This is a genomic window from Mangrovibacterium marinum (genome assembly GCF_003046625.1).
Taxonomy (GTDB): domain Bacteria; phylum Bacteroidota; class Bacteroidia; order Bacteroidales; family Prolixibacteraceae; genus Mangrovibacterium; species Mangrovibacterium marinum.
In genome coordinates this window covers 229,265-245,536 of record NZ_QAAD01000003.1, presented here as the reverse complement: position 1 = coordinate 245,536, position 16,272 = coordinate 229,265, and the positions used below count along the sequence as shown (strand labels likewise).

Sequence of the window (16,272 nt, the reverse complement as noted above, 5' to 3'; positions counted from 1 at the left end):
TACGGAATAATATTAGCATGACTAAAAGATCAAAATTCCCCAACGTGTTTTGGGTTGCCAACATCATTGAAGTTTTGGAACGCTTTGCCTATTATGGTATTTACCTCAGTTTCGGCATTTACCTGGGGGAGCTGGGCTTCTCGAAAGGCGATCTGGGGATCATTCAAAGTATTTTTCTGGCCTTGTCGTACCTGATGCCCCTGTTCTCCGGAACTTTTGCCGATCGGTACGGCTTCAAAAAATTGTTGCTGGTGTCGTACATGGCTTATTTGCCATCTATCCTGTTGCTTATTTTTACCAAGTCGTTCAATGGCATTGCCCTGACCATGTTGACGATTGGTTTTGCAGCCGGGATTTTTAAGCCGCTGGTTTCGTCAACAGTTCGGGCTACAACCGATTCAACCAACAAAACGCTGGGCTTCGGTATTTTCTACCAGATGGTCAATATTGGAGCGTCCTTCGGCCCAATTGTTATGGGAAAACTGCGCGGTTGGTCGTGGGATTATGTGTTTTACACCGCAGCAGCAACGATTAGTTTGATGTTTGTCATTACGCTTTTGTTTTACAAAGAGCCCAAGCGCGACCTGGAAGGTGTTACCCTGAAACAAAAATTCCGGGATATGGGAGAAGCCCTGTCCGACCTGAAATTTTTGAGCTTTCTGGTGCTGTTGGGGGGTTTCTTTTGGCTGCCTTTCTGGGCTTTTTTCAATACTCTGGCAGTTTATATCAACGACTTTATGGATACCAATGCCCTTTACGAGTCGGTAAAATCGGTGCTGGGTACATCCGTCACGCAATTCATCTCGACCAACGATCAGGGGGTGTGGAAAATTAATGCGGAAGCGATTTCGCAGACAGGCTATATTATCATCATTTTTCAGCTGGTTGTTTCAAGTTTATTTGAAAAACGCCCTGCCATACCATCATTTTTGTTTGGTTTATTTGTCGCCGCTATATCCTTTGTCGTGTTGGCCATGTCGGTAACCGTATCCAACAACTACGTATTTCTGGGGGTGTTTTTGTTTTCTGTGGGGGAAATGATATCTTCGCCGCGCATTCAGGAATACATCATGTGGATTGCCCCCAAAGAGAAAGCAGGACTTTATATGGGCACCAATTTTCTGGCAACTTTTATCGGAGCCACTTTAAGTGGTCTTTATACTGGTTTGATGGGCGTGTTTGAGACAGCCGGCAAGCCGGAATACATCATGTACACATTAGCGGTTCACGTGGTGCTGGGCATTGTGGCCATTTACATTTTTACCAAAACCCTGGGTGATTTTAAAGAACGAACGGAATAGCTCCGACGGGAGCACTTCATATAACCCGTTGTCCATAACAAAGAAAGCCTCAGCAGTTTGTTGAGGCTTTTATTTTAATCGTGCGTTTTGGTCATTTCAAACAGGTGTGTGGCCTGTTCGCCAAGGAAGCCGGAGAACAACACTTGCCGTCCGTCTTGCTCAATAAAGCCGCGCTCGGCCAGTTCGTAATAAGCATAGCTCCACGGAATTTTTCCCTGACTGCCGTCGGCTCTGATCACATCAACCAGTTCGGTGACGGCCTGGGTAGACGATTGCTGCAGTTTACTGCCTTTTTGTCCTTCAATACGATCCTTCATGGGGATGCCTGCCGCAGCTAAGGCCTCGCAGGTAGTTTGCAAGTCGGGCCATTCTTTTACATCCTGATAATTGATGAAGGCTGTAAAATGATTCACCGAGTTGCCGTGCAACAAGGTCCATGCGGCATACTGCGATACCTCGTTGAGCTTTTCAACGTTTTCCTGTTTGGGAATTCCCCAAGGTCTGGCAAAGTAGTGCGTCAGCTCGCGGGTGAGGTTTTTTACGGCCGACTCTTCCAGTTCTTCATTTTTGTGCAATTCGAGTAAATCCAGACAAGCAATTTCCGAAAGATGATAGTGCGTATCTTTTACATGCTCGTTAATCAGCTCTTGTGCCCAAGGCGGAAGTTCCCCGACTTCGAGCTGGCTGACAAAGATTTTAGGGAATTGTTTGTCGGGATGCTCAAAATGGATGGCACTCAGTTTTTTGTCGGTAAATTTATAGTTTGAAACAGGTTTGTATTGAAGGGCATCCAGGATATGCCAAATTGCTCCGATGCCATGAGGTTGTTTGCCGGTCACCGTATTTAAGGTTCGGAAAGCAATATGGTCGTTGACCACTTTCCCGCCTTTGGCAGTCACCAGATCGGCATAGGTTTTGGCGTATGATACGCGCTGAATGTATTGTTGCCAAAGGGCATCCAGCAGCTGGCTGAGGATTTGTTTGCTCGTGATTTTCATGTTTTCCTATTTTGGGAGTGAAGTTCGCGTTACACATAGCCATTTTACGTCGATCGGCTTTTGATAGTTATTGCTGCGGGGACCTGCTTGTTTGCGCTCGAAATCCGATGCCATATTGCTCCAGTTCTGCCAGTACGGGCAGATAAATTTGCGGGATGGTCGGGAGGAATAATCCGCTTTGCTTTAGCTTTCCGGTCAGGAGTAGTTTTGCAGCGATACCCAAAGGCAAGCCAACCGTTTTGGCCATCGCGGTGTTGACCGGATCATCGCCGATGACAACCAGCGAGAGGTGTTTCTCGATCACTCGTTTGGCCAGCTTGTCGCGATAGGTGAATTTATGCCACATCACAATCATATCTTTATCATCGGGCGATAATTTCCATTTGTCCTTCAGGATATGCTCCAGCACCTGGGCAGGGCTACCTTGATTGAGCCCGATGGGAACATGGTCGAAAATGCCCAGCCATTTCAGTTTGCCGATGATGTCGGAATCCTGCGGAATATTTTGATCGTGATACAGTTTGGTTTCCACCGAATCGCTTGGATGGTAGTACAGGAACGAGTTGGTAAAATCGCGGCGGGTCATGGTCGACAGGCCTTCCATCTGATAGCTATCGTCGGTCATGCCCAACTGCACAAATACGTTCCATGCGCGGCAAAAGCCTGGTCGGCGCAGGGTTCCGCGGTAGATTGTCGGAATTCCCTGCAAGTCGTACCGATCGATATATTGAAGTGAATCGCGGTTGGCATAACCTTCGAACGAACCGTATCCTTCAATTTCAATTAGCTCGGTACGGCGGAAAACCCGGTTGTAGGGAATGTATTTGTAGTTGCCTTCCTGGCGGAATTTGACCGTTCCTTCTTGCCCGGCGAGCACCACATTGCGCGGGTTCCAGGTCAGTTTATAATGCCAGGGATTGTCGTCCGACTCGGGAGCAACAAGCCCGCCGGTAAACGACTCGAAGCCCAACAGTTCCAGCCCGGCCGCTTTGATGGCATCAATTTCTTTCATGGCCGACATGTGGTCGATGCCGGGGTCTAGTCCCATTTCATTCAAAAAGAACAATCCTTGCCGCTTGATTTCGGGCTCCAGCACTTTCATCTCGTTTTTCACATAGGAAGGTGTTAGCAGGTTCTTGCCGTGTTTCAGGCAGAGTTTGGCCACTAAAATATGAAATTTAGCAGGCAGCATGGAAATCACCAGGTCGGCTTGCGCGATGGCCTGACTGCTTTCATCTTCCTGCAGGATATCGAACTGAATGAGTTTGGCAGCGTGGCCAATCCGTTGACTGGTAGTCTCCGGATCGAGGTCGCCAACAACAAGCTCCCAGCTATACTCTGCGGTATGCTGATGCAGGTATTTAATCAGGCTGGAGGAGGAGCGTCCGGCTCCGATGATGAGAATTCTTTTCATGCTGTCTTGTTGATTCAGGAATTAAACATTGAACTCGATTCCCTGCGCCAAGGGTAATTCGCGGCTGTAGTTGATGGTGTTGGTTTGCCGGCGCATGTAAGCTTTCCAGGCATCGGAGCCGGACTCGCGGCCGCCGCCGGTGTCTTTTTCGCCACCAAAGGCACCGCCAATCTCCGCGCCCGAAGTGCCAATGTTGATGTTGGCAATACCGCAGTCGGAGCCCTCACACGACAGGAATTTTTCGGTTTCCAGCAGGTTGGTGGAGAACAAGGCTGATGACAATCCCTGCGGAACATCGTTGTGGATCGCGATTGCTTCGTCGAGTTCTGTATATCTGATCAGGTACAGCAGCGGGGCGAAGGTTTCGTTCTGCACAATGCTGTAATGATTTTCAACTTCGGCAATGGCCGGAACAACATAGCAGCCCGATTGGTAGCCGTCGCCGTCGAGTACGGTTCCGCCGCAAAGAATCGTACCACCTTCGGCTTTTACTTTTTCGATAGCTGAAAGGTATGTTGCAACAGCACCTTTATCAATCAGCGGGCCCACCAAGGTTGTCGGATCGAGCGGGTTGCCGATCTTCACACTCTGGTACACCGAAACCAGTTTCTCTTTTAATGGTTGATAAACCGATTCGTGCACAATGATGCGGCGGGTTGAGGTGCAACGTTGTCCGCAGGTTCCCACAGCGCCAAACACAATGGCTCGCATGGCCATCTCCAAATCGGCGTTTGGGGTGACGATGATCGCATTGTTGCCACCCAGTTCCAGAATGGCTTTTCCGAGCCGGGCACCAATTAGTCCGCCGGCTTTTTTGCCCACTTTGGTTGAGCCGGTGAAGGAGACCAGCGGGATGTTGGTATCGCTGAACAGCTCGTCACCCAAATATTTTGAACTGGTTGCCACCAGGTTGACGACTCCTTCGGGAACCTTGTTTTCTTTCAGAACCCGGGCGATAATCCGGTGAACGGCAATGGCGCAAAGCAGCACTTTGGACGACGGTTTCCAGAGCACAACATCGCCACAAACCAGCGCCAGCATGGCGTTCCACGCCCAAACGGCTACCGGAAAGTTGAAGGCCGAAACCACCCCGACAATGCCCAGCGGATGATACTGGTCGTACATGCGGTGTGCCTTGCGCTCGCTGTGCATGGTGAAACCGTAGAGCTGGCGCGACTGGCCAACAGCGAAGTCGCAGATGTCGATCATTTCCTGCACTTCACCCAAACCTTCCTGGTAAATTTTCCCCATTTCGTACGAGACCAGCTTGCCCAGCGGCTCTTTGTATTTTCGCAGTTCCAGACCAATTTGGCGAACAATTTCGCCGCGTGCCGGAGCCGGCACTTTACGCCATTCTGGAAATGCTGATTTTGCCTTTTCAACAACTTGCCGGTAGTCATCGAGGCTGGCTTGTTTTACTTGAGCAACAAGTTGTCCGTCGGCCGGTGAGTAGGAACTGATCGGATCGCCTTGGCCGGTGAGCCATTGGGTGCCGGTGCATATTCCATTGTTCTCCGCTTGAATGTTGAGTTGCCTTAGGGCATCCTGAATGCCAAATTGATCGTGCGTTTTCATGAGTGCGTGCTTTTTGATTGTCGTTTTAGGGTTGATTTGGTAGATATCACCTTGAAGTTATGGCTTTTGTTGGGAATTGCAGCGGTTTTTAGCCGATTTTTTGGACTTGCGATATTCCTCCGGCAATCAACAAAACAACATGAACCTCCGTAACGGAGATCCATGTTGTTAACAAGCACGCGAACATTCAAATTTGAAGGATAAGGCTTACTTCTCGAATTCAGCAAGCAGTTCGGCATATCCTTCAAGATCATGGTAGTTTCCCGCTATTTCTTTTAAATTATCGATGTCGGTTTTCTCTTTCACAATTTCCCAGTCTTCAATTGCTCCGGCTAAATCGCCCAAAGCATAGCGGGCATAGCCACGCATAACCAATAAATTGGCATCGTAAGGCAAATAGCGGATTCCTTCGTCGAAATTACTCAGGGCTCGGCGTGGGTGGTTTTTAGTGTACAGCAGTTTGCTGCCTTTCTGGAAATATTTTGTTGCTACTTTTTGAAAGTCAGTTTGACGATCTGAACCCTCGTAAAGTCGGATTTTACAGGCAATGGCAAGTTCGCTGCGCATTTCGGTGTGGCCATCGTTGTTTGATCCCGGTCTCCACATTCCATTTGTTAACTGAAGTACGCGAATAAGCTCGGCATCCATATTGGGCGATACACTGTTGACAACCTCAAAGTCGCTTAATGTGCCGTTGGTGTTTACCGTAAACTGAATGACCTCTGTTCCTTCGCGGTGTAACTTCAGGTCTTGCTCGGGATAAATCATCCGTTGAGCGACAAAATCATCCAGGCTCGCTCCATTGTCGACCACACTAACCGCTGTTCCCATAAAGATCGGTGGTTTAACCTCAATTTCTTCTTTCAAAACGTGAAATTGAGCTGATGCTCCGAGCGAGAGCACCATCATCAGAATTAATAAAATACTTGTTTTCATGGCTTCGGGTTTTTAAGTTAATACTGGGGGCTCTTCGTATGCTTTGAACGTTCAGTACTGAATCCGATACAAAGTTAGCCCCGGTGAACGTCCAAAGCCTAGCAGCCATGTTTGGATGAACTTAAAATAGCGCCAACTGCGATCAATTATCGTCAGCGAACTTTCGATTATGTTGTTTCCGGCTATGGGGGATGTCTTTTTCACCGGAGTCATCAGCCCAATGGCAGGGAGCTTCACCTGATTCCCCCGGGTTCAGCTGGTGAATAAAGCTCGGTTGAGTTCGTCTTCGTGAGCAGGTGAACCGGAGTCAGCAGCTCAACAACAAAAAAATCCCCTCCGCATTTTGAAATTGCGGAGGGGCAAACTGTTGTGGATCCCGGAATTTGTTGGATTAAATCAAGTGAGTCAGATTCCTGGCAACAGTTATTTTACACGCTGAGTTTACTTTTTCCCTTTAACCAGTGTAATTTCACCGGTCTAATTGTGACCGGAATTTCCGGATCGGAAGATCTTATAATTCTTCTGTAATCTTTCCTTTAGAGTAGTAAATAGCACCACTTTCAGGAGTACCATCAAAGTCCATCGTATATTTCCATCGGGCAGTTAACCCAAGAACTTCTCCTTCCGTGCCTGTTCCAGTGCCGTGAGCCACGATTTTAAAAGTGACACTTCCCGGGTATGTATAGTTTTGATACCCCTTCCAGGTCATTTCCCATTTACCAACATATCTTCCATTAATAACATCATCTACTGTAACTGCACCAACAAATATTTCAGTCGCTCCTCTAAGTTCAATGGTGACTTCATCAATTGGTTCAATTCCGGTAAATACCCAATAAGAGACTCCGGTAACTCGTGGATCATCTGTGGCATCGTACCATGAAATGATGTCATAACCCATATTATCGATGGGTGTACATATACCCGAAAACTGTGTCGGTATTTTCTTCGATTTCAAAGTAATCTCATCATTCTGGGGCAAGTCCGAAACCAGTGAATCGTTTTCTGAGCAAGCCGAAAAGAGAGCAGCAACGCCTATGCAAAGGCAAACGAATAATAGAATTCTTGTTTTCATATCGGTAAGTTTTTAGGTTATATAATGCGGATTGAAATTGATTTAATCCGATATACAAGTTCCGAAGAAAGCCCGGGCAACACCTAGAAAGCATGTTGCCGCAGGTTTCAATTTTGAAGAAATGCTTTAAATTATGTCCAAAGTGCCGTTTGGGGTTGGGGGGCTGTTCGGTCTGGTGTTAATGCCGATAGATGATTGTTGTTCAGCGTTTCGCATAAGGAATACTCTGGAAAGGCAAATGGAATTATTGAATGATTCCCTTTTCGCGAAGCAGACTGCCGGCGCGCTGGTGTTCTTGTTTGTAACTGGCTTCCATGTCGGCCAGGATCTGATCAAATTCGGGCTGCTGGCGAACGTTGTCAAGCAGGGGCCAGTGTTTCATGCTGACCACAAACAAGCGCGAACAGGGTTTTTGATGGTCTCGGACCTGGCGTAAATATTCCAGCGATTTTTCGGTATCGCCCAAGGCTGAATAGACGCAGGCTAAAGCGGCGTGGGAGAAATAGATTTGTGCAAAAAAGTTGTTCAGCTTTATTTCATCGTTACAGATTTTTAAGGCTTTTTGATAGCCCTCGCGGGCTTCCTTTTGCAGTCCGTTTTTTTCGTAAACAAAGGGCAGAATCATGGCACTCTCGCTATTGATGTATTTCCCGCCGTATTTCAACAGATACTTGTAGGCCGCGGGATAGTCGCGAAGCCAAACCGAGTTGATCATCATATAATACAGGTTGTCGGTGCGGGTGGAATCTTTTTCATAGATGCGCTGGCAATAGTCCATGGCGGCTTCAAAATTGCCCGACATGGTTGCAATTTCGTTCATCGCTTTGAAGTATTTGATCGAGTCGTTATAAAGCTGAAGCATTTGGTGGGCATAGTTTCCGGCGACCTCGGGGTATCCCTCGTAGGTCAGGATCCAGCCTACCTGCACGAGTATTCCCGGGTGTATGGCCATTTTGTCGTGCATGACCTCGTTGTAAGCCAGAAAGCTTTTCAGGGCATTGTAGTTATCGCCGGTAGCCAGGAAATGCGAGAAGGCAAACTCGTAATATTCGCTCAGGTTTTTTTCGTTTACCGGTAATTCCTGGAATAAGGCGTTGGCTCTCTCGGGCATTCCCTTCAGCAGATAATAGCGACCTTCCAGAGCCAGGGCCTTCCAGTTTTGCCGATCGTATTTCAGGGCTGTGTTCAGCATCAACAGGCCCGAATCGAGGTATTGTTCCTTTAAATAGATATTGCCCCAATAGGCGATATTCCGGATATAAAAATCGCCTAGCTGGGCCCAGGCATCGGCAAAGGTTGAATCCAGCTGAACGGCTTGCTGAAACAATTGTTTGGCTTTGAGACGGTCCTGCCACGATTGTCGCAGGGGCTGCAACTCGTAAAGTCGTTTATAGTCCAGCCCCCGCAGGTATAAATTGTAGGCTGTGGGATTGACGGTTGGTATTCTCCGAATCCGGTTTTTCTCGTCGCGGGTTATCACGGCATCCAGCTCGTCGGCAATCAGCAAAGCCAGCTCACTCTGTAGCCTGAAGATATTATTCATGGTCACTTCCCGCTCAAAAGGCTTCGACCAAAGATGTTTGTTGGTGCTGGTCTCAATCAGCTGAAGACGGATGCGGATGGTATTGTTGATGGTTTGTGCACTTCCTTCGAGCAGGTAGTTGGCTTTGACTTCTTTGCCGATTTCGCGGCTGCTTTTGGTCGAATTGCGGTAGTGCTCGGCCGAGGTGCGCGAAACAACCCGCAAGTCGCTGATCAGACTTAGCTTGTTCAGTATTTCTTCCATTAAGCCGTCCACGATGTAGCTGTGCCCCGCCTCGGGACTGTCGTCGATAAAGGGCAGCACAACAATCGACTTCTCAATGGTTTGCTTTTGAACCAGCAGTGGTTTGAGTATCCAAATACCGGCAATGACCAGCAGGATGAAGCCGAGACCCGAAAATAAGCGCTTTCGGATGCGACGCACCGGAGCTGCGCAAGATCCTGTACCGAGTGTATTTTCGGGCGGGGCTGTTTGATCTTCTTTTTGCAAACCGACCTCGCCGGGAGGAAATCCAAAATAGTCGTGAAAGCATTTGCTGAAATAGGTGGGGCTGCCAAAGCCGACCTCGTAGGCTGTTTCCGAAACATTCAGTTCGCCTTCTTTTAAATATTGAAGTGCTTTGCGCAATCTCACTTCCCGGATAAAGCAGCTGACCGATTTGCCGGTGATAGCGTTAATTTTAAGGTAAAGGTTCGAGCGGCTCATGCCCATCTGTTTGGCAAGCTTTGATACACCAAAATGTTCGTCTTTCAGATTTTGCTCAATTGTTTCGGTTAAACGCTGCAAAAATACAAGGTCCGATGTATGTTTGTTGTTCATACTGGGCTTGGTTAAGTGGACTTTTGGGTGCCGGTGCGTAGCTGTTTACGTTTCCCGGCTCATGGAGGTTCATGCTGGCCGGTTCAATTCCCGTTGAGTTTACAGATCCTTCAGCCCCATCCGGTTAATTAGGGCAATAAAGCGGGGATCCGATTGCAGGGCTTTGAACTCGATGCCGTATTTGATCCAGGCGGGTTTGAAAAGTTCGGATTCGGCATGTCTTTCCAAATAATTAATGGCCTGCTCATTGTCGCCGATTATGGCATAAAGCTCGGCCATCAGCTTGTATTTGTAGTAGGGGCTAAAACGCATCATCTTGGGGTTGGTGTCGATCTGCTTAATGGTTCGGATGACAACAGCTTTCATCCCGCCCGCAGCATAGCTTTGGTCAATCTGCGGATTGAAATTCAGGCTCGGATCCGAAAGGTGAAAGATCACTTTCAGCGTCTTCAGCGCATTTTTATCATCGCCCAGATGGAGATAAGTGCGGAAGATCACCCAATAGGCACTTAAGTAATTGGGGGTAAATTCAATTACTTGTTGAGCATTGATTAAGGCCTGGTCGAAATCGGAGAGATGGTAATAACGGTTCGCCCGAAGCAGATACATGTTGGCAGAATTCGGATCCAGTTGGATGGCTATGTTAATCTGGACGAGTGCTTCTTTTAGTCTGCCTTGCAGAGCCAGAAGTTGTGAGTAATACTGATGCCCGACGGCATAGCTGGGGTTTAGCTCAATGGTTTTCAGCAGTTCTTTTTCGCCCCGTTTCCAGTCGCGCAGGTACCAGACTGCAATGCTCCCCAAAACGACATGAGCCTCGGCCAGGTCGGCATTGCCGGCGAGTGCTTTTTTGGCGTACAGTTCTCCCAGCTCAAATCCTTTTTCTTTCTCGTAGTAGCGACTGAAGGTGAGCGCGAGATACGAGTTGGCCAGCCCGGCGTAGGCCAGCGCATAATCGGGGTCGATGGCCAAGGCCTGGTTAAAATAATCGATACTGCGCACCAGGTCATTAACGGTTCTTTTTTTCCAAAAGAAAATGCCTTTCAGGTACAGGCTGTAAGCTTCGGTGTTGCTGGTGTATTGTTTTTGCATCTGTTCCTCCTCGCGGGGGCTGAGCAGCGCTTGCATCTCTTCGGCAATTTGTCGCGATACGTCGGTTACAAAATCAAAAATCCCGCTTAAGTCGCGGTCGTATCGGTCAACCCAGATTTGGCGGTCGTTTTTCGTGTCGATTAACTGCACATAGAGTCTGATCTTATCCTTTTCGTGCAGGATACTCCCTTCCAGAAGATAGGAGGCATTCAGCTCTTTGGCGATCCGGGGGATGGTGGTTTTGCTGTCCCGGTATTTTTCGGTTGAATTACTCGATTTAACCGTGAAATCCTGGATGTGGGACAGACGGGAGAGGATGTCTTCCATGATGCCGTCGGCAAGAATTTGCGTTTCCTGGTCGCGGTTCAGGTTTTTGAAGGGTAAAACAGCAATGGATTTTTCGACAGGTTGCTCCGACGATTTGGATGAATAGATAACCAGTCCGGCCAAAATAATCACGATGCCGACCAGTGCACCAATTAACTTTCGGTTTCGCCACCCCGAAGTTTGGGGACGCAAATCGGGACTATCCGACAGGCTTGCCGGCGTATTGACGTTGGTGGGGGTTTCGCCGGGCGGAAATCCGTAGTAATCGTGAAAACACTTGCTGAAATAAGCCGGGCTGCCAAAGCCAACCTCGTAGGCGGTTTGCGAAACATTCCGTTCTCCTTCTTTAAGATATTCCAGTGCTTTGCGCAGCCGCACCTCGCGGATAAAGCAGCTGACCGATTTTTGACTCGCCCGGTGTACTTTCAGGTAAAGGTTCGAGCGGCTCATGCCCATTTGTTTTGCCAACTCGGAAACACCAAAGTGCTCGTCTTTCAGATTCACCTCAATAAGTCGGGTTAAGCGTTGGGTGAAGGCTTCGTCCGATGTTGACTTTGATACCATGGTTTTTTCATAAGGGTTTTCCATTCACTTGGAATGATGCAGGCAGAGAGGCTCACTATAGAAGGGATACGAAAACAAGATCTCTTCTGTTCTTTTCTGATCCACGTTTTTGTTAAGCTATTCGCTAAAAAAAATAAAGCTGAAACGCCTGGCTGGCAGTCCCGGTAGTTGTCCAGCGGTTAAAATTAGGGTTGAGTTTTAACGAGAAAGCAGCCGATGTGATTCGGGCTACGAAAAACGCACGGCATAAATTATCCGATTAAACAGCAAAGCTGCTTTCTTTGTAGTAGACGAAATGAAACCAAACATGAAACGAATCAACCCAATCATCCATTTCTTTTTTCTGGCTATTCTCGCGGCTTGCTCGCATCAACCCGAAGCCCAAAAATACAGCTACATCGACCTGTCGAAATTTGAAGATGGCATTCACCACTGGAACCTGTACAGCCGCATTCGCAGTACCGACCGGTTGGATACGGCCGATATTATCGGTATTGCCGACAACTTGCTGGCTTACCAGAATGCCGATGGTGGCTGGCCGAAAAACATCGACTGGTTGGCGAAACTTGCCCCCGATTCAGTAATCAACGACCTGAGCGAGCGCTATCGCCAAAGCACTTACGACAACCGAAATATTTTTCCACAGATTGAATACCTGTCGGCGGTGTACGGACAATGCGGCGACGAGAAATACCGCGCGGCAGCCGAAAAAGGCTTTCAATATATTTTGAATACCGAATACCCGAAGGGAGGCTGGCGCGGTTGGGATGCCGATGTGATCACCTTCAACGACGATGTGATGACGGGCATTATGAACCTGCTGCTGGATGTGAAAACAAACGCCCCGAACTACAACTGGCTGCAGCCCGATCTGCGCACGAAACTATTGGCAGCTTACGAGCGCGGGCTGCAAGTCATCCTGAAATGCCAGGTGGAGATCAAGGGCGTGAAAACGGCCTGGTGCCAGCAGCACGATTTCGATACTTATGCGCCGGTGCAGGGACGGGCTTATGAGCATCCTTCAGTAACGGCGCGCGAGAGCTGCGACATCATCCTATTCCTGATGCGGATAGAGCAGCCTGATTCGGCCGTGGTGGCTGCCATCGAATCGAGTGTGGCCTGGCTCGAAGCGGCTAAAATTACCGGCTACCGTTACGGCAACTTCCCGATTGAGGAACGGCCCTACCACGAAACCACCATCGATTTCGATCGCGAGTTTGTACCCGACTCCACCGCACGACCAGTGTGGGCCCGTTACTACGAGCTCGAAAAAGGAGAGCCGTTCCTGTCGCTGGTTGATGGTACGATTGTGTACGACTTGAACGACATTTCCTTCGACCGCCGTGTGGGCTACGAGTGGTACGGTTTCTGGCCCGAAGCGGTGCTGAAAGTTTATCCGGACTGGAAGAAGAGATAGTGATCAGTGGTCAGTGAATAGTTTCGGTTTTTGCTGGAATGGCCGGCTGGCGTGTCCCCGAGGCTGGTGAGACCCTCCCCGCGGCAGTTTTTTTGATTCAATCGGCAAGGGAAAGCCGCCCATCGGCAAAATATTTGACTCAATAGGCTAGGGGAAGCCGCCCATTGGCAAGTTTTTTGATTCCATCGGCGACCGGAAGCTGCCCATCGGCCAGATTTCGGCTTCAACTGGCTTGGGGACCCCTCTCCGCGGCAAAATTACAGGAGAAATGGGGCCTGGGATTGCTTTCTACAGTTATTTCTCAGTTTCCCGGAGGCAGCATCGGTTGCTTTGCGCCGTTTGGGGCTGAACCCCTAAAAACGTGATACCCAACTGCCCGCATACCCATTTTCGACAAACTGCGTATACCCTAAGCGAAAAGAAGGAGGGGAAACGATGTTACCACAAATTAATAAAACTGGTTTTGGTGCCATTACAGTCGGCGGAAAACGCTACGAATACGACATCCTGATCCGCCTGGACGGGCATATTGAAAAACGGAAGAAAAAACTGTCGAAGGCCAAATATGGCACATCACACAAAATTTCGTTGGAAGAAGCCGTGCAAATTTATGAAGAAGGAGCACAGGAGCTCATCATTGGCACCGGGCAGATTGGCTACGTGGAGCTGTCGACCGAGGCCGATTTGTTTTTTCGGGAGAAGGAATGCCCGGTGAAACTGGTTGCTACCCCTACGGCCGCCAAAGTGTGGAATGTGTTGGAAGGCCGGGTTATCGCCCTGTTTCATGTGACCTGTTAGTATTGAGTATTGAGGGCTTCACTTTAAGTGAAGCCCTCAATAGTTAGTATCTAAGTGAAGCCCTCAATTGTAATAGCTTATTTTTTCTTCTCCAGCTCGTTGAGCTGTTCCATTTTCTTGCGGGCCAGGAACTCGGTCACACCTTCCAGGTGTTCTTTCACGCGCTTGTTGCCGAACTCGTACACCTTCGACACCATACCATCCAGGAAGTCACGGTCGTGCGACACGAGGATCAGTGTTCCGTCGAATTCCAGCAAGGCTTGTTTCAGAATGTCCTTGGTGCGGATATCGAGGTGGTTGGTGGGCTCATCGAGAATGAGCAGGTTCACCGGTTCCAGCAAGAGTTTGATCATCGCCAGGCGGGTACGCTCGCCACCCGAAAGTACGCCCACTTTCTTGTCCCAGTCCTCTCCGCCAAACATGAAAGCGCCGAGAATATCTTTAATCTTGGTGCGGATGTCGCCCACGGCCACATCGTCGATCGTTTGGAAAACGGTGCGTTGCTCGTCGAGCAGCGACGCTTCGTTTTGGGCAAAGTAGCCAATTTGCACATTGTGCCCCAGCTGAATGGCGCCTTCGTGCTCCAGTTCCTTCATAATGGCGCGGATCATGGTCGATTTTCCTTCGCCGTTTTTCCCCACAAAAGCTACTTTTTCGCCACGCTGGATGGTGAAGCTGGCATCGTTGAACACCAGATGATCATCGTAGCTCTTGGCAACCTGTTCGGCAATAACGGGGTAACTACCCGAGCGGGGCGATGGCGGAAAGCGCAGCTTCAGGTGCGAAGTATCCACTTCGTCCACTTCAACCAGCTCCAGCTTTTCGAGCATCTTCACGCGCGACTGCACTTGCAGTGTTTTCGAGTAGGTGCCTTTGAAGCGCTCGATGAAAGCCTGGTTTTCGGCAATCATTTTTTGCTGCTCGTCGTATTGTTTTTGCTGTTGCTCGCGGCGTTCTTTGCGCAACTCCAGGTAGCTGCTGTAGTTAACCTTGTAGTCGTAAATTCGCCCCATGGTCACCTCGATGGTTCGGGTGGTGATGTTGTCGATGAATTTCTTATCGTGCGAAATAACGATCACCGCTTTGGAGTTGCTGATCAGGAAGTCCTCCAGCCACTGCACCGACTCGATGTCGAGGTGGTTGGTGGGCTCATCCAGCAGGATCAGGTCCGGGTTTTTCAGCAGAATTTTGGCTAGCTCGATGCGCATCCGCCAGCCACCACTAAACTCGCTGCTGGGCTTATTGAAATCTTCGCGCAGAAAACCAAGACCCAGCAAAATCTTTTCAACTTCGGCATCGAAATTAATCTCGCCCTGGCTGTACAGTTTCTCGCTTAGTTCCGACACCTGCTCAATAATCTGGCTGTACTCGTCCGATTCGTAGTCGGTACGCACGGTCAGCTGGTGGTTCAGCTCGTCCAGTGTTTTTTGCATATCCAAGACTTCGGAAAAGGCCTGCGAAGCTTCCTCGAACAGGCTGCGGTTGCTGTCGTGCATCAGATGTTGAGGCAGGTAAGCAATCACGGCATCTTTGGGGGCGGACACTTTGCCGCGGGTTGGCTTTTGTACGCCGGCCATCAGTTTTAACAGGGTCGATTTACCGGCACCGTTTTTCCCCATCAGGGCAATGCGATCCTTGTCGTTTACCACAAAGGAAATATCCTTGAAAAGTGTTTGCCCGCCAAATTCGACGGTTAAGCCATCAGCTGAAATCATGCTCGAAATTTTAAAATCGCGGCAAAGATAATGAAATGGCCGACAGGGAAAAGGGCAAGCCTAACCGATGAAGAAGCTTTTCAAGCCCGATAAAATGCTTTGGGTGGCATAAGAGGCTAATATCAGGCCCATCACCTTACTAATGATGGTGATGCCCTGTTCGCCAATCCAGCTTTGAATGTAGCGGGCAACCAGCAATAAGCCGGCGGTAATGCCTATTACGAACAGCATGATGGCTGTTGTGATCACTTGCTGGCCAATGCCGTAAATATGGTTGTCGGTAAGCAGTACCACGGCCATAATCGCTCCCGGCGAGGCAATGGATGGCATGGCAATGGGGAAAACCGTGACGTGTTTGTAATCTTTAATCATCTGGATTTCGTTTTCGGGCTTTCCCTCTCCGAAAATCATGGTTAGGGCAAACAGAAACAGGATGATGCCGCCGGAAATTTGAAAGGCGTCGAGCGAAACATCCATTCCTTCAATGATTAGTTGGCCAACTACGATAAAAAAGATGAGAATGATAGCCGCGATGATTGATGAGCGCAGAGCAATGGCCCGTTTTTCGCCGGCATCGAAATTTCGCGTAGCCGACAAAAATACAGGAACGGTACCTAAAGGATCGATAACAGCAAACAGTAAAAAGAACGTATTGATAAATTCGAGCATATTCGTTGAGCAAAAAGAGTGAGTAACAA

At 48.9% G+C, this 16,272-nt stretch carries 12 protein-coding genes; 3 read left to right on the top strand and 9 right to left on the bottom strand.

Annotated features, from left to right (window positions below):
* Positions 1-17: 17 nt before the first annotated feature.
* Complete coding sequence (locus C8N47_RS04305) at positions 18-1,301, top strand: MFS transporter (RefSeq protein WP_107821285.1); 1,284 nt, start codon at positions 18-20, stop codon at positions 1,299-1,301.
* Between the two features lie 74 nt (positions 1,302-1,375).
* On the opposite strand, the gene C8N47_RS04300 is transcribed toward C8N47_RS04305, so the two are convergent.
* The 7 genes from C8N47_RS04300 to C8N47_RS04270 form a co-directional block, all read right to left on the bottom strand.
* Positions 1,376-2,299 carry a DUF1338 domain-containing protein gene (locus tag C8N47_RS04300; RefSeq protein ID WP_107821284.1) on the bottom strand — a complete coding sequence of 308 codons (924 nt, stop codon included), beginning with the start codon at positions 2,297-2,299 and terminating at the stop codon, positions 1,376-1,378.
* A 67-nt stretch (positions 2,300-2,366) separates the two neighbouring features.
* Positions 2,367-3,713, bottom strand: a complete 1,347-nt coding sequence (locus C8N47_RS04295; RefSeq protein WP_107821283.1) for a saccharopine dehydrogenase family protein — start codon at positions 3,711-3,713, stop codon at positions 2,367-2,369.
* A gap of 21 nt (positions 3,714-3,734) precedes the next feature.
* A complete protein-coding gene (gene amaB, locus C8N47_RS04290; RefSeq protein WP_107821282.1) occupies positions 3,735-5,288 on the bottom strand; it encodes an L-piperidine-6-carboxylate dehydrogenase in 1,554 nt (517 codons plus the stop codon).
* A 207-nt stretch (positions 5,289-5,495) separates the two neighbouring features.
* Entirely contained in the window at positions 5,496-6,224 is a 729-nt protein-coding gene (locus tag C8N47_RS04285) for an energy transducer TonB (protein WP_107821281.1), read from the bottom strand.
* Positions 6,225-6,735: 511 nt separating this feature from the next.
* Positions 6,736-7,299, bottom strand: a complete 564-nt coding sequence (locus C8N47_RS04280; RefSeq protein WP_107821280.1) for a hypothetical protein — start codon at positions 7,297-7,299, stop codon at positions 6,736-6,738.
* Positions 7,300-7,543: 244 nt separating this feature from the next.
* Positions 7,544-9,661 carry a helix-turn-helix domain-containing protein gene (locus C8N47_RS04275; RefSeq protein ID WP_107821279.1) on the bottom strand — a complete coding sequence of 706 codons (2,118 nt, stop codon included), beginning with the start codon at positions 9,659-9,661 and terminating at the stop codon, positions 7,544-7,546.
* A gap of 99 nt (positions 9,662-9,760) precedes the next feature.
* The gene (locus C8N47_RS04270; protein ID WP_170111283.1) at positions 9,761-11,644 is read right to left on the bottom strand and encodes a helix-turn-helix domain-containing protein; all 1,884 of its coding nucleotides are present in this window, start codon (positions 11,642-11,644) and stop codon (positions 9,761-9,763) included.
* Between the two features lie 307 nt (positions 11,645-11,951).
* Between C8N47_RS04270 and pelA the strand changes: the two genes are divergently transcribed.
* Positions 11,952-13,061 carry a pectate lyase gene (pelA, locus tag C8N47_RS04265; protein ID WP_170111282.1) on the top strand — a complete coding sequence of 370 codons (1,110 nt, stop codon included), beginning with the start codon at positions 11,952-11,954 and terminating at the stop codon, positions 13,059-13,061.
* Positions 13,062-13,496: 435 nt separating this feature from the next.
* Entirely contained in the window at positions 13,497-13,859 is a 363-nt protein-coding gene (locus tag C8N47_RS04260) for an MTH938/NDUFAF3 family protein (protein ID WP_107821276.1), read from the top strand.
* A 77-nt stretch (positions 13,860-13,936) separates the two neighbouring features.
* On the opposite strand, the gene C8N47_RS04255 is transcribed toward C8N47_RS04260, so the two are convergent.
* Entirely contained in the window at positions 13,937-15,574 is a 1,638-nt protein-coding gene (locus C8N47_RS04255) for an ABC-F family ATP-binding cassette domain-containing protein (RefSeq protein WP_107821275.1), read from the bottom strand.
* A gap of 60 nt (positions 15,575-15,634) precedes the next feature.
* Positions 15,635-16,243 carry a MarC family protein gene (locus tag C8N47_RS04250; RefSeq protein WP_107821274.1) on the bottom strand — a complete coding sequence of 203 codons (609 nt, stop codon included), beginning with the start codon at positions 16,241-16,243 and terminating at the stop codon, positions 15,635-15,637.
* Between the last annotated feature and the right edge of the window lie 29 nt (positions 16,244-16,272).

Bases quoted from the DNA above. Each gene is read 5' to 3' on its own strand.
- amaB (WP_107821282.1), bottom strand. From the start codon at position 5,288: ATGAAAACGCACGATCAATTTGGCATTCAGGATGCCCTAAGGCAACTC.
- C8N47_RS04300 (WP_107821284.1), bottom strand. From the start codon at position 2,299: ATGAAAATCACGAGCAAACAAATCCTCAGCCAGCTGCTGGATGCCCTT.
- C8N47_RS04275 (WP_107821279.1), bottom strand. From the start codon at position 9,661: ATGAACAACAAACATACATCGGACCTTGTATTTTTGCAGCGTTTAACC.
- C8N47_RS04285 (WP_107821281.1), bottom strand. From the start codon at position 6,224: ATGAAAACAAGTATTTTATTAATTCTGATGATGGTGCTCTCGCTCGGA.
- C8N47_RS04260 (WP_107821276.1), top strand. From the start codon at position 13,497: ATGTTACCACAAATTAATAAAACTGGTTTTGGTGCCATTACAGTCGGC.
- C8N47_RS04295 (WP_107821283.1), bottom strand. From the start codon at position 3,713: ATGAAAAGAATTCTCATCATCGGAGCCGGACGCTCCTCCTCCAGCCTG.
- C8N47_RS04280 (WP_107821280.1), bottom strand. From the start codon at position 7,299: ATGAAAACAAGAATTCTATTATTCGTTTGCCTTTGCATAGGCGTTGCT.
- C8N47_RS04305 (WP_107821285.1), top strand. From the start codon at position 18: ATGACTAAAAGATCAAAATTCCCCAACGTGTTTTGGGTTGCCAACATC.
- C8N47_RS04270 (WP_170111283.1), bottom strand. From the start codon at position 11,644: ATGGTATCAAAGTCAACATCGGACGAAGCCTTCACCCAACGCTTAACC.
- C8N47_RS04255 (WP_107821275.1), bottom strand. From the start codon at position 15,574: ATGATTTCAGCTGATGGCTTAACCGTCGAATTTGGCGGGCAAACACTT.
- pelA (WP_170111282.1), top strand. From the start codon at position 11,952: ATGAAACGAATCAACCCAATCATCCATTTCTTTTTTCTGGCTATTCTC.
- C8N47_RS04250 (WP_107821274.1), bottom strand. From the start codon at position 16,243: ATGCTCGAATTTATCAATACGTTCTTTTTACTGTTTGCTGTTATCGAT.